The 12,979-nt window shown below is 54.2% G+C and carries 14 protein-coding genes; 6 read left to right on the top strand and 8 right to left on the bottom strand.

Features of this window, described 5'->3' with window-relative positions:
• Positions 1-441 precede the first annotated feature (441 nt).
• A complete protein-coding gene (locus METLU_RS0117590; protein WP_027159373.1) occupies positions 442-879 on the top strand; it encodes an NUDIX domain-containing protein in 438 nt (145 codons plus the stop codon).
• A 51-nt stretch (positions 880-930) separates the two neighbouring features.
• On the opposite strand, the gene METLU_RS0117585 is transcribed toward METLU_RS0117590, so the two are convergent.
• From METLU_RS0117585 to nifL, 8 genes are all read right to left on the bottom strand, one after another.
• Positions 931-1,113, bottom strand: coding sequence for a hypothetical protein (locus METLU_RS0117585; RefSeq protein WP_027159372.1), 183 nt, complete (start codon positions 1,111-1,113; stop codon positions 931-933).
• Positions 1,114-1,474: 361 nt separating this feature from the next.
• Positions 1,475-2,050, bottom strand: a complete 576-nt coding sequence (locus tag METLU_RS0117580; RefSeq protein ID WP_027159371.1) for a nitrogen fixation protein NifQ — start codon at positions 2,048-2,050, stop codon at positions 1,475-1,477.
• Positions 2,051-2,180: 130 nt separating this feature from the next.
• Positions 2,181-2,621, bottom strand: a complete 441-nt coding sequence (locus METLU_RS25745) for an ArsC/Spx/MgsR family protein (RefSeq protein ID WP_051299967.1) — start codon at positions 2,619-2,621, stop codon at positions 2,181-2,183.
• A gap of 13 nt (positions 2,622-2,634) precedes the next feature.
• Positions 2,635-2,913, bottom strand: coding sequence for a 4Fe-4S dicluster domain-containing protein (locus tag METLU_RS0117570; protein ID WP_027159370.1), 279 nt, complete (start codon positions 2,911-2,913; stop codon positions 2,635-2,637).
• A 122-nt stretch (positions 2,914-3,035) separates the two neighbouring features.
• Positions 3,036-4,526, bottom strand: a complete 1,491-nt coding sequence (gene nifB, locus METLU_RS0117565; protein WP_027159369.1) for a nitrogenase cofactor biosynthesis protein NifB — start codon at positions 4,524-4,526, stop codon at positions 3,036-3,038.
• Positions 4,527-4,736: 210 nt separating this feature from the next.
• Positions 4,737-4,997 (bottom strand): hypothetical protein, encoded by a 261-nt coding sequence (locus METLU_RS0117560; protein WP_027159368.1) that lies wholly within the window; start codon positions 4,995-4,997, stop codon positions 4,737-4,739.
• A gap of 57 nt (positions 4,998-5,054) precedes the next feature.
• Entirely contained in the window at positions 5,055-6,596 is a 1,542-nt protein-coding gene (gene nifA / locus METLU_RS0117555) for a nif-specific transcriptional activator NifA (RefSeq protein ID WP_027159367.1), read from the bottom strand.
• A 12-nt stretch (positions 6,597-6,608) separates the two neighbouring features.
• Entirely contained in the window at positions 6,609-8,210 is a 1,602-nt protein-coding gene (gene nifL, locus METLU_RS0117550; protein ID WP_027159366.1) for a nitrogen fixation negative regulator NifL, read from the bottom strand.
• Between the two features lie 323 nt (positions 8,211-8,533).
• Between nifL and rsxA the strand changes: the two genes are divergently transcribed.
• Genes rsxA through rsxG form a run of 5 tightly spaced genes read left to right on the top strand, consistent with a single transcriptional unit; the run spans position 8,534 to position 12,976 of the window.
• Positions 8,534-9,112, top strand: coding sequence for an electron transport complex subunit RsxA (rsxA, locus tag METLU_RS0117545; protein WP_027159365.1), 579 nt, complete (start codon positions 8,534-8,536; stop codon positions 9,110-9,112).
• Positions 9,113-9,130: 18 nt separating this feature from the next.
• On the top strand, positions 9,131-9,682 hold the full coding sequence (rsxB, locus tag METLU_RS0117540; RefSeq protein WP_027159364.1) for an electron transport complex subunit RsxB: 552 nt from the start codon (positions 9,131-9,133) through the stop codon (positions 9,680-9,682).
• Positions 9,676-11,172 (top strand): electron transport complex subunit RsxC, encoded by a 1,497-nt coding sequence (gene rsxC / locus METLU_RS0117535; protein WP_036243245.1) that lies wholly within the window; start codon positions 9,676-9,678, stop codon positions 11,170-11,172. The genes rsxB and rsxC overlap by 7 nt, the downstream gene beginning before the upstream one ends.
• A complete protein-coding gene (locus METLU_RS0117530; RefSeq protein ID WP_027159362.1) occupies positions 11,169-12,269 on the top strand; it encodes an RnfABCDGE type electron transport complex subunit D in 1,101 nt (366 codons plus the stop codon). Before rsxC ends, METLU_RS0117530 begins: the two co-directional genes overlap by 4 nt.
• The gene (gene rsxG / locus METLU_RS0117525; RefSeq protein WP_027159361.1) at positions 12,266-12,976 is read left to right on the top strand and encodes an electron transport complex subunit RsxG; all 711 of its coding nucleotides are present in this window, start codon (positions 12,266-12,268) and stop codon (positions 12,974-12,976) included. Before METLU_RS0117530 ends, rsxG begins: the two co-directional genes overlap by 4 nt.
• The last annotated feature ends 3 nt before the right edge of the window (positions 12,977-12,979 follow it).

The following is a 12,979-nucleotide window of genomic DNA, read 5'->3' as shown; positions in this document are numbered from 1 at the left end:
ATAGGGCGCATTAGCGTCAGCGTAATGCGCCGAATGGTTAAAGGCCAACATGCGGCGCAATACGGCTAGAGCCTATTGCGCCCTATGAATTGCGCCTTATCGCGTTGGGGCGAAAGTAGGCTGGGTTGGAGCTTTGCGGAAACCCGGCATATCGAGGCGGTGAATTGCCGGGTTTATCAGCCCAGTCTACCGCGCTTCATCGCCATCTCCAGAAATGTGCTCAGATGAACGATAAAATTCATATTATCTTAAGACTAAACAGCTAGCTGGTGCTTATTAAACAATTTACTTCGCTTAATAGCAAACGAGGCCCTTTAAGCCAATGCATGATCAGAGCAATTCGCCACCATCCCCGGCTTCGAATACTTTATACTCAACACTTCCCAAAACGGCCCGATCAAGCCGGCCGTTATTCACTACCGTTTGCTGTCAGGAGCCATTATGTACAAACCCGTTACGCCGTTGCTCGCCGCCGATACCTTGATTGAGCTGATCGATCTGCCCGGGCGGCCGTTTGTTTTGATCGAGCGCGCCAATCCGCCTTATGGCTGGGCCGTGCCGGGCGGGTTTGTCGATGTCGGCGAGACGATGGAATCGGCGGCCGTGCGCGAGGCAAAGGAGGAAATCAGCCTCGATATCCGGCTGACGGCTTTGTTAGGTCTCTATTCCAATCCCAAGCGCGATCCGCGCAATCATACCGTGACGGCCTGTTATGTCGCCGAAGCGCACGGCATGCCCGTGGCGGCTGATGACGCCAAAAATTGCGGCATTTTTACGTTCGACAATCTTCCCGCCGAGCTGGCGTTCGATCATGCGATGGTGCTGGATGATTACCGCAATTACCGGCTGACCGGCCAAGTCGCGCCCTTGCGGCTATAGGAAGGCAGGCTTAACGCACCGTTTTACCGGCGCGTTACGTGGCATGGCGTTTTAAACGACCATGAAGGGGTTGGGCTTGGGATTGGCCAGTACTTTCAGTATGGCCCGGATATCGGCTTCCAGAATATTGAGATTGGTGTAAAGCTCTTCATTGTCATATTGTTCGTCAAACCTGAAGGACTCTATCACCGGCAACAATTCATCCAGTTTTTTCTGTAAATTCTCTCTGTCCACTATTTTCCACTCCAAAAAAGTCAGGACGGGTTATTGATCTGGTATGGCAAGCCAAACCGACTGTAAGAGGTTGGCCCCAGCAGGGAAAAGTCTACGATAATTGTGGCCTTTGTTGAAAGCCTAATTTTGGCGGGTATTGGGTGGAAATTAAGTGTGGGGCAACTCCAGTCGCCTTTTGCCGCGTCAAGTTAAAACATAAAACCACGAAGGACACGAATAGCACGAAGAAACTCAGGATAAAAACTTCATGTTCTTCATGAACTTCGCGGTTGATCAGTTAATTTGCTTGGGTGAATATTTGTGGAGGCGACTGCCAACAGACGCTTTAGGCGTCGCCCCACATTCCCACGCAATTTATTATTCAGTCTTCAGGACCATAGCATTTTGAGTAATCGCTACAGACATCGCAGGACGGCGCACGGCAGAGATACAGCCCTTCCGCTTCGCAGAGCTGTTTATACAGGAATTTTTTCCATTTCATGTCCTTGTCGTTTTTGCCAGCCAGTTCGGGAAAGTTACAGCACAGCATGGCGCTCAACTGGGAGCGGCTCCATAAGCCCAAATCCTGCCATAGGTGATCGCTCCCCAGACAGCCGGCCACGATAATGGAGATGATGTAGTCGTTTTCGAAAGTATGAGGCAGGCTGTAATGCTTGAGCAGGTTGACCAGATCATCTCTCTCGAGCATGCGGGTGAAATCCTGCCGTATGCCCGAGGGCGCCTGTTCGGGTATGCCGCAGTCCGGAAAATAGTGGCTGATCAGTTCGTTAAACTGTAAAGGCTCCAGCCCCAGGTAGTCCGGCAGAGCGCTTTTGCCCAAACACCAGCTGGAAACCATGCAGGCCAGCCATTCGTGGTTAGGCGTCGCTATCGCTTGCGATTTCAGCCGGGCGTAGAGGATTTCCCTGTTGTCCTGAAGTTTGAGCGCTATAGACATGATATTGGCCTCGTATGGCTTAATCCCGGGCCGGCTTCCGGCAAGTCCGGCCGACCACGATAGGGAGGATTCTGTGTTGCGGACTTGAAAGGCTGACTGAGGACATAAGCAATTCCTTGAAAAACCGGGATTATTTTTCCACTGTACCGGACAGACAGTCGTGCGGTTCGGTCCCGGATGTCCGGGGACAGCCTTCCAGGTCCGAGCCGGCCAGAATTTCCGTCAGCCCTATCCAGTTATGGACCTTGTGCTGATCGAATCCCACGACCCTGGCATCGCCTACCTGCATTAAGGGGCGGCGAATCAATAGCCGATCTTTCAGCATTAAGGCCAGAGCCTGCTCTTCAGAGATCTGATTAGGGTCAAGCGCGCCGTTTTTTACCGCCGGCGCGCTGTAATTAAACCACTGATGCACGGGCTCGCTGCCGAAGAAGGCGCGCAAGCGTTCCTTTTGCCAGGGCTCGGTCAATAAATTTTTCGCGATAACCTGATGACCCGCCGCTGTCAGTAACTTCTTTTGCCGGGTGTTGTTGATGCAACCGGGTTTTTCGTAGAAGTAGACCGTAGCCACAGTTGTCGTCCTTTTAATGGGCCTGCAACTCGGCCATCGCTTCGGCCATTTTTTCCGGCGGAATACCGGTCAAAGACCCCGGCGGATTGATGGCCTCACCCAGCGAGTTGAGTATCGCTCCTTCAATCGGGCAAATGCTGGCGCATTGATAAACGGGATAGTCGCCTTCGCATTCGGTGCATTTCTTGCTGTTGACCCGAAAATGCGGTTTGGCTTCATAAATGGCTTTGCTGGGACAGACTGGTTCGCAGGCAAAGCAGTTAACGCAGGATTCAATAATTTTTACTGCCATAAAACAAACTCCTGAATCGTAGGGTACGCATCGCGTACCATTTTTAAAAGGTACGCGATGCGTACCCTACAATGTTCCAATTGGCAGGGTGGGTGTAAAAGCACCGCCCACCCTAACTGTTGTTATGCACTCGCTCTAACTGCGTCAGGTTTTGCATCCAGCTTGCCTGCCGCCGCCATTTCCTTGTACACGGCCATGACCGCATCCTCGATCGGCTCCATGGCATGCTCGCCGTTCGGCTGGATACCGGCCGTTTCCAGCATCTCCCAGGGCTCATAGCCGACTTTCGAACACAGCACCGCTTCGCAGCCTTCCAGCGCCCTGATCGTGCGCATCAGGGTCGATTCAGTCTCGCCGCAGGTCGTATCGCCACCGCAATACTGATCGGCCTTGCGATGACTGATGAAGCGCACGCCATCGGGTGATGCCTCATAAATCAGAAATTCCTTGGCGTGACCGAAGTGCACGTTAATGAGGCCCTGTCCGCTGGTCGCCACGGCCATCAGCACCGGACGCGTATCGAGCTTGGGTTCCTGTTTGAACTGTTCGGCCTTGGATGCCTTTTCCAGGCGCTTGCTGTCCATTTCAGCCTGTATGGCTTCATGAATAACCTTGCGCTTTTCCATCGCCGCCTGGTAATCGATTTCCATCTCTTCGATTTTGTCCAGTGTGAATTCGTCGCCGCGGTCCTCGCCGAGCAACCCTACGGCATCGGCACGGCACTGGCGGCAGTGGCGCATCATGTTCATGTCGCCGGAGCAGGCATCCTGAAGGTCTTGAAGCTCGTCGGGCGTAGGACCGCGTTGCCCCATTACACCGTAAAACGTGCCGTGCTCGGCTTCGGCGATCAGCGGCATGACGTTGTGCAAAAACGCGCCCTTGGATTTGACGACTTTACTGACTTCCGCCAGATGCTTGTCATTGACGCCCGGAATCATGACCGAGTTGACCTTGACGAGGATGCCTTTGGCAATCAGCATTTCCAGACCTTTTTGCTGCTGTTCGATCAGGATTTTCGCAGCCTTGACGCCATGGATACGGCGGTTGTTCCAGAAGATCCACGGATAAATCTTGGCACCGATTTCAGGATCAACGCAGTTAATGGTAATCGTGACATGGTCGATATTGTGTTTGGACAACTCTTCAACCGCATCGGGCAGAGCCAAGCCGTTAGTGGATACGCACAGTTTGATATCGGGCGCTTCCTCGCTTAAACGGCGGAAGGTTTCGAATGTGCGTTCCGGATTGGCCAGCGGATCGCCGGGACCGGCAATGCCCAGGACCGTCATTTGCGGAATCGTGGCAGCCACGGCCATGGTCTTTTTAACGGCCTGATCCGGCGTCAGCAGTTCGGACACCACGCCAGGGCGCGATTCATTGGCGCAATCGTATTTACGGTTGCAATAGTGGCATTGAATGTTACAAGCCGGCGCCACCGCCACGTGCATTCTGGCGAAATAGTGGTGCGCGTCTTCCGAATAGCAGGGATGATTCTGTACTTTCTCCCGAATCGAGTCGGGCAATTGATCCATTTGGTCATCGGTTGAACCGCAGGAACCTGCTGAACATCCACCTGCTGCTTTGGGTGTATCGTTGAGTACTGGCAATTCCATAATATTTGACCTCGTAAGTTATGTTTGCATAAAGTAAATGCATAGGCCGTGCCAATATTTCATACTATTGATTTATATAGTTTTTTATTGATTTTTAGCCTTGTTTACGCGGGAGATGTCGCAAACGCAACAGGTATGCAGGCAGGTTTTGTAATCAACCGGACAATGAAGCGGGTTACAAACCCGCTCCAGCATTACCGCAAGCAGCCCTCAAGCTACATCAAAATACCACTCCAGAAGCTCTTCACCACCCCAATTTTCGGCGCCTGCGGGGATGGTTTCAGCCGTTTGGTAGAGTGTCATTTGTCCGGGTTTGGGTGATGTTACCAACAGGCTTTCCGCATAATCCACCGAACAGCCTTGCTTGCCGGTTTCATCCTTTAGCCATTGCGCGGCCATGGCGATAGCTTCCTGCCGGGTTTCACCGAAACCGAAAACGGCATAATCGTGTTGCACGTATAAAATGGTCATTGTTTTTCCTTGTAGGCTAGTCTCGAAGGCTGGGTTTATCAACCCAGTCTACGTTCGTTAAATTTGCTTCATGGTAATATCCAGCACCTGGATACGATAGGCGATCTGGCGCGGCGTCATGTTGAGCAGCCTCGCGGCCTTGGCCTGCACCCAGCCGCTTTGCTCCAGCGCTGCGATCACCCGCTCGCGGTCATCGAGCGTTTCATCGTTGATATCGACCGGCGGGGTTTTCTGGGATTTAAGCACGACGTGGTGGCCGATTTCATCTTCGAGTCCGGTATTGACCATGACATCCCTGTCGATAATGCCGTTGGGGCTCATGATCGCGGCGCGCTCGAGGCGGTTGGCCAGTTCCCGGACATTGCCGGGCCAGTTGTGCTTCATCAGGATTCGGATGGCGCTGTCTTTGATTTCCAGGTAACGTCCGCCTTGCTGGGCTGAGATTCTGCCCAGCAAAAACTCGGCCAGTTGCGGGATGTCTTCGGTTCTGTCGCGCAAAGCCGGCATGTGTATGGGCATGACATTCAGCCGGTAATACAAATCCTCCCGGAACGTGCCTTCGGTGACTTGCTCTTCCAGGTTGCGGTTGGTCGCGGCGATGATGCGCACGTTGACGTTGATGGTCTTGGTGCCGCCCACACGTTCGAATTCGCCTTCCTGCAACACGCGCAGCAGCTTGGCCTGGAACGAGGCCGATATCTCGCCGATTTCGTCGAGGAACAGGGTGCCGTTGTCAGCCAGTTCGAAACGCCCCTTGCGCTGCGTCAGAGCGCCGCTGAAGGCGCCTTTCTCATGGCCGAACAGCTCGGACTCCAGCAGCGTATCGGGCAGGGCCGCGCAGTTGAGTTTCAGGAACGGCCCGCTGGCGCAGCCCGAGTTGAAATGGATGGCGTTGGCGACGACTTCCTTGCCCGTGCCCGACTCGCCGCGTATCAGAACAGTAGTATTCCACTTGGCGACCTGGCGGATCAAATCGAACACTTTCAGCATCGACGGCGAGTGCCCGACGATGTTTTCAAAGCTGTAGTTCTTGATCAGCGCCTGTTTCAGGTGATCCCGCTCGCTGAGCAGATCCCGCTGCTTGCGTTCCATGACCCGGAGCATCTTGACGCTTTGCGCGATCAGATTGGCGACCATCTCCATGAACCGGGAGCGCTCGCCCAGGAACAGGCTGTTGGTGGGCTGCGCGGCCAGCACGCCGACCAGTTCACTTTTCTCCACGAAAATGGGCGAGCCAATGAACGGCAGTTCAGGATCATACAGTCCCAGCTTGCCCAGGAAACGCGGCTCATCGGCGACTTTTTCGACGACAATGGTGCTGCCGGCGTCCAGTATGGCGCCGATCAGACCTTCTCCGGGCTGATATCTGACAGGCTGGACCTGTTTGACGGGACTGTCGCTGTGTACGGCCGTGACGACCATCACGTTGTTTTCTGTCTCGCGCAACGTGATCATGCCGGAGCGCATGCCCGATCTCTTATGCAGAATTTCCAGCACGCCCTGTAGCTTGGCCTGCAAGTCGTGGGTACTGTTCAAGACCTGGCTGATCAAGTACAAAGTGTCCAGTTCCGCTTCTATTAAATCTGTACGCTCAATCATTCTATTGACTCTCTATGCCGATACTCTGCGCATGGGAAAACTGATAATAAAGCGGCAGCCCTGATTGTAATTAGGGTCTATCTCGATCAGTCCCTGATGCTGGTTGATGATTTCCTTGACCATGACCAGTCCCATACCGGCCTGATTGCCGCCCATGGGCCTTGTCGTATAAAAGGGTTCGAATACTTTGGCGCGTTTGTCGGCAGGGATTCCCGGCCCACTGTCTTCAATGCTGACGTAAACCAGATCGGCATCGGAATCGGTTATGATTCTAAGCCGCTGCTCCTCGCAGTCGGACTGAACCATGGCTTCGACCGCATTGTCGATGAGTTGCTTGAACAGGATGCGCAGGCGATTTTCGGAACCCAGAATCGTCGGCAGCGCCTGCATGGGCTGCCAATGCACTTCGATGTCGTGGCTCAGAAAACGCGGCTCGCTGAGCAGCATCATCTCGTGCAGTATTTTATTGAGATTAACCGGGACAACGGCCGCCTGGTAAATCTGGGGAATGCATTTTTTCATCATGGACACGGCCTCTTCGCCCGAGGCCTGAATTTGCTGCAAAATCCGCAACAGGCCGTCATGCTGGGCGTCACCTTTGTGCCGGAAAATCTGCTCCGCGGCTCTGATCTGATTCATCGGCATCTGAATCTGGTGCATGGCACCCAGCAGTGTCTCCCGGATGCCTCGCACCCGTTCATCTTCGACCATCATGGTTTTCAGGGTCTGGATATGCAGTTCTTCCATTTGACGACGTTGCTTGGTGATATCGGTCAAGGTCAGTACCAGATAGCGTTTCGCATTGTCTTCGAAAAAAGCGTCGGCATTGATTTCCTTTTCCACGAACCAGTTGCCGGCGCAGGAAAACCAGCGCGCGCCTTGATGGCCTCGGGTTTCCACCCTGAATTCCCGGTTATTGAAGCCTTGCTCGGCGAGTTGCAATTGCTCCCATAACTCTCCCATCTCATTGCGCAGCAACTCCAAAAAATAGATCGCCGGCTCGCCTTTATCAAGATCGCTGACCAGTGCCTTATACAGCTGATTATCCAGAATGACCCGATCCTGATCATCGAGCACAACCATGGCAATAGGCGATGAATTGATCACGGATTCAATCAGCAGTTTTTGATTGGTTACTTTTTTCTCGGACTCATAGTCGTTGGTAACATTCCGGTGCATGCCGATATAGTGCGTGATTTCCTTTTGACTGTTCAGCATGGGCGTAATAATCAAATCGGCGAGATAGCGATGGCCTAGCTTATGTCGGTTGATTAACCGGCCGTGCCATATTTTTTTGCCGCTGATGGTATGCCATAGATCATAATAGACATGACGCGGCGTGGACTTGTCCGATAGCAGGGATTCGTTTTCGCCCAGAATATCGGCCGGCACATAGCCGGTGACACGGGTGAATTCTTCATTCACATAGAGGATGCGGGCTTTCCTATCGGTAATGGAAATAGCGATGGGCGCCTGCTCGACCGTTTCAATGAACAGCCCGCAAGGCCCTCTGTTGTCAACGTCCTCTCCGAGCATAATGGCTTCAAGTTCTTCATTGATGCATTTGCCCTTATTACTGTGAGTCCACAAAAATTGCAACGAAGTTTTTTTCATACGTTTTCATACGCTTTATAGGGAATTGAACAATATCTTCCACACTCAAGCAAAAATGAAGCCAATTTTTGTAGGGTTATTAAAAAATGAACCTTCAAAGATGCGCCATCATCTTTGGCGCCTCGATTGTCGGCCCGGATCTATGTAGGATTTACGACACAGAAATTCCAGCCCGTGTCGTTATGTCTTAATTCCGACAGAATTTACGCACCAATATGGTGCATAACCGCACTTTTTTTAGCCATATTGCTTATAGAATCACTGCTTTTGTCAATTTGGCATGCTTGATGCTGTATTGCGTGAAAAACAGCTTGGAAAAAACAGTGAGTGAATATTTGTTACTTTTATTGGGCACCGCGCTGGTCAATAACGTAGTTCTCGTTAAGTTCCTGGGACTTTGCCCGTTCATGGGCGTATCCAATAAGCTGGATACGGCATTGGGCATGGGGATGGCGACCACCTTTGTGTTGACGCTGGCGGCCATCGCCAGCTGGATGATCGAGCATTTCATTCTGGCTCCGTTCCATATTGAGTTCCTGCGCATACTGGCCTTTATTCTGGTAATTGCCGCCGTCGTTCAGTTCACCGAGATGGTGGTCCATAAAACCAGTCCGGTGCTGTATCAGATACTGGGCATTTTCCTGCCTTTGATTACCACCAATTGCGCGGTCCTGGGCGTGGCCTTGCTTAATGTGCAGGCGCAGTACGGGTTCATGCAAAGTATGATTTTCGGTTTCGGATCGGCTGTCGGCTTTACGCTGGTCATGGTGCTGTTTGCGGGCCTGCGCGAGCGGCTGGCATTGATGAGCGTGCCAGCCCTGTTTGCCGGCACGCCGATCGCTTTTATCACGGCCGGGATTTTATCGCTGGCCTTCATGGGTTTCGCTGGATTGTACAAATAGCCTGCTTGAGGGGACACCATGTACATTTTAACTGCCATTGTAAGTTTAACGACATTAGGACTTGTTTTAGGTTTGCTGCTCGGTATCGCCGCCAGGTATCTGAAAGTTGAAAGCAACCCGATCGTCGATGAACTGGAAGCGTTAATGCCCGGCTCTCAGTGCGGCCAATGCGGTTACCCGGGTTGCAGACCGGCCGCGGAAGCGCTGGCCGCAGGCGAGGCGCCGCCCACGTTGTGCCCGCCCGGAGGCAGTTCGCTAGCCGAGCAGCTGGCAAAACTGCTCGGCGTGGAAATCGACCTGAACGATGTCCAGGACCCTGAGCTGCTGGTCGCCCGTGTCAGTGAAGACACTTGCATCGGTTGCACGCGCTGCTTCAAGCTCTGCCCGACCGACGCGATCGTAGGCGCGCCTAAACAAATTCATGCCGTCATCGCTGATGCCTGTATCGGCTGCAAGAAATGCGTGGCGGTCTGCCCGACCGAATGTCTGCAAATGCATCCGGTTGAAGTCACCTTGCGGAGCTGGCGCTGGCCCAAGCCGGCTGTTGCCGAGGGAGCTGCCACATGCTGAATCTATCCAGTCTGTTTAAAGGGCCGCGCATTCGCGGCGGTGTTCATGCCGAAGAACATAAAGCCGACACGTCCTGCAAACCTATCGCGGTTGATTTCCCGCTGCCCAAAAAGCTCTATATTCCGTTGCAGCAGCATGTCGGCAAAGCCGCGGAGCCGGTGGTCAGGGTCGGCGACCATGTCCTGAAAGGGCAACTGCTGGCCCACAGCCAGGGCATGGTTTCCGCGCCGGTGCATGCATCGAGTTCGGGCGTGATTGTCGATATCAATGATTATCCAGCGCCGCACCCTTCCGCGCTGCCGATACGCACGGTCGTAGTGGAAACCGATGGGAAGGACCAGTGGATCGAATATTCTTCTATTGATGACCCGTTTCAGCTGGCTCCCGAAGAGATCAGCCTGCGCGTCGGCGCGGCTGGTATCGTGGGCTTAGGGGGCGCTGCCTTTCCATCGGCCGTCAAATTGAATCTGGGCCGTGAAAGCAAGATACACACGCTGCTGATCAACGGCGGTGAATGCGAGCCGTATTTGACCTGCGATGACCGGCTGATGCAAGAGCGGGCCTTGGGCATTATCGATGGCATACGACTCATGCTGCATGGCATGGAGACCGAACAGGCGATTATCGGCATTGAGGACAACAAGCCCGAAGCCTACGCGGCCATGCTGGACGCCGCCGGCCCCTACCCGTTTATCAAAGTGCAACAAGTGCCGACCCGCTACCCCATGGGCTGGGACAGACAGCTGATCCGCTATCTTACAGGCAGAGAAGTGCCGGCCGGCGGCCGCTCCGCCGATGTCGGCGTGATCATGCATAATGTCGGCACGGCCTATTCGGTGCACAGAGCCATCCGCTTCAGCCAACCGCTGGTCAGCCGCGTCGTGACGGTCTCGGGCGGCGCCGTGGCCTTGCCTATGAATATCGAAGTGCCCATCGGCACCTTGATCAGCGAATTGTTTGCTTTCTGCCGCGTTAATCAAGCGGCAACCAAACGCATTGTCATGGGCGGACCGATGATGGGAGATGCCCTGCCGCATAGCCGTCTGCCTGTCGTCAAGGCGTCCAGCGGCATCCTGGCATTGACTCAGGAAGAGATCAGAAACACGACCCAGCAACCTTGCATCCGCTGCGCGCAATGCGTCAGCGCCTGCCCGGCCGGCTTGCTGCCGCTGGATATGGCCAACCGGATTCGCAACAATCAGTTGGATGCGGCCGTCGATATCGGTCTTAGAGACTGTATCAGTTGCGGCTCCTGTTCTTATGTCTGCCCCTCCAACATTCCGCTGGTGCAATATTTTAAATACGCTACCGGCGAACTCGCGGCCAGACAGCAGGCGCAACACAAATCGGAACATACCAAGCGTCTGATGGATGAACGCAATGAGCGCATGGCCCGCATCAAAAAACTGCAACAGGAAGAAGAACAAGCGCGCCTGGCGGCCAAAGCCGAAAGAGAACGTTTACAAACCGAACAAGGAACATTGGCATGATTGCAAGCAGAAAGCCCAGCAGCGGCGCTCATATAGGGACGAACACGTCGGTCCAGCACATTATGTGGCGGGTGATACTGGCCATATCGCCGGCGACGGCGTTCGGGCTTTTCTGTTTTGGCTGGCCCGCCCTGAATCTGTTCATCGTCACGCTGCTGTCTGCCGTTCTATTTGAGGCTTTCTGCCTGCGCCTGGCGGGCAGGATCGCCAAGCCTGCCATTATGGACGGCTCTGCGCTATTGACCGGCTGGCTGGTCGCCATGACGTTGCCGCCGTGGGCGCCCTGGTGGATTGGCGTCGCGGGCGCAGGTATAGCGATTATCCTGGGCAAGCAGGTTTATGGCGGGCTAGGGCAGAATCTGTTCAACCCTGCCATGCTAGCCAGAATCGCCCTGCTGATCTCGTTTCCGATTGAAATGACGACATGGCCCAATGTCGCGCCCGCTTTTTCAGCGCAGGCGCCCGACTTTATCGAAAGCTGGTCAATCACCTTCTCCGGCCTGGGCAGCATTGCTTCTGCCGACGCAATGACTGGCGCAACGACGCTGGGCTACATCAAGACCGAATTTTCGCAACAGCACTGGCTGCCGGACATCCTGGCGAATCATTCCATTTTTCTGAATTTCCTGGGCTGGACACGCGGCAGTCTGGGCGAAACTTCCGCGCTGCTGCTTGGCTTAGGCGGGGTGTGGCTGATCCGGCAGGGCGTGATCAAATGGCACATTCCAGTTTCTTTATTATTGACTGTCACGTTATTGTCGAGCGTGTTCCATCTGCTGGACAGCCAGCACTACATTTCCCCGCTTGTGCACTTGAGCTCGGGGGCTTTAATGTGCGCTGCGTTTTTCATCGCCACGGATTATGTCACATCGCCGAACACGCCGGCGGGACAGCTCGTTTTCGGCGCAGGGTGCGGCCTGTTGATCTTTGTCATCCGCACCTGGGGCACTTATCCCGAGGGCGCCGGTTTTGCCGTGCTGCTCATGAACGCGGCGACGCCGCTGATAGATCATTACATACGGCCGAGAATATACGGCCGCAATCGCAACGGAAAGCCTTTGGAGCAGAAAATTACCGTACAGGAGCGTGAACAATGAGATCTGATCCTGGCCACATCAAGTGGCTGATCGAAGAAGCAGCCATCTATAAGGAACTCTTGAAACGCTGGCTGGACCCGTCGAATCTTGAACGGCTGAGGCCCAGGCTGGAATTTCAGACCGGTGTTCTGGCCGGATTTGCCCTGATCGCCAGTTTGCTGCTTGGTGTCACCCACTGCAGTACGTTGGAAGCCATTCAGGAGCGGCTGGATGAAGATTTGCAGAAATCGCTGGCGGAAGTTGTACCGTCAACGTTGCATGATAATGATCTGCTACAGGATACGGTGACTGTCCCTTCCGGTGAGGACAACCTGGGCGCGGATGAAACGACAGTCTATATCGCCAGGAAAGCGGGGCAAACCACTGCGGTCTGTTTCAAGCTGGCTGCGCCTGACGGCTATTCGGGCGCGATCAGCATGGTCATGGGCATAAACCGCGACGGTCAAATCCTGGGCGTGCGCGTCATCAATCATGCCGAAACGCCCGGCCTGGGCGACAAGATCGAGGTCGTGAAATCAGACTGGATACTGGATTTCAGTGGCCGCTCCCTGCTGAATCTCACTGATGCGCAATGGGCGGTCAAAAAGGACGGAGGCGTTTTCGACCAGTTTGCCGGCGCGACCATTACGCCCCGCGCAGTCGTCAAGGCCACGCACCGGGGATTGCAGTTTTTCAACCGGCACCGTAGCGAATTAGTCGGCTCTTAAACA

The organism is Methylobacter luteus IMV-B-3098, from assembly GCF_000427625.1.
Taxonomy (GTDB): domain Bacteria; phylum Pseudomonadota; class Gammaproteobacteria; order Methylococcales; family Methylomonadaceae; genus Methylobacter; species Methylobacter luteus.
The sequence above is the reverse complement of the archived record's forward strand: the minus strand, read 5'-3'. Positions and strand labels throughout refer to the sequence as shown.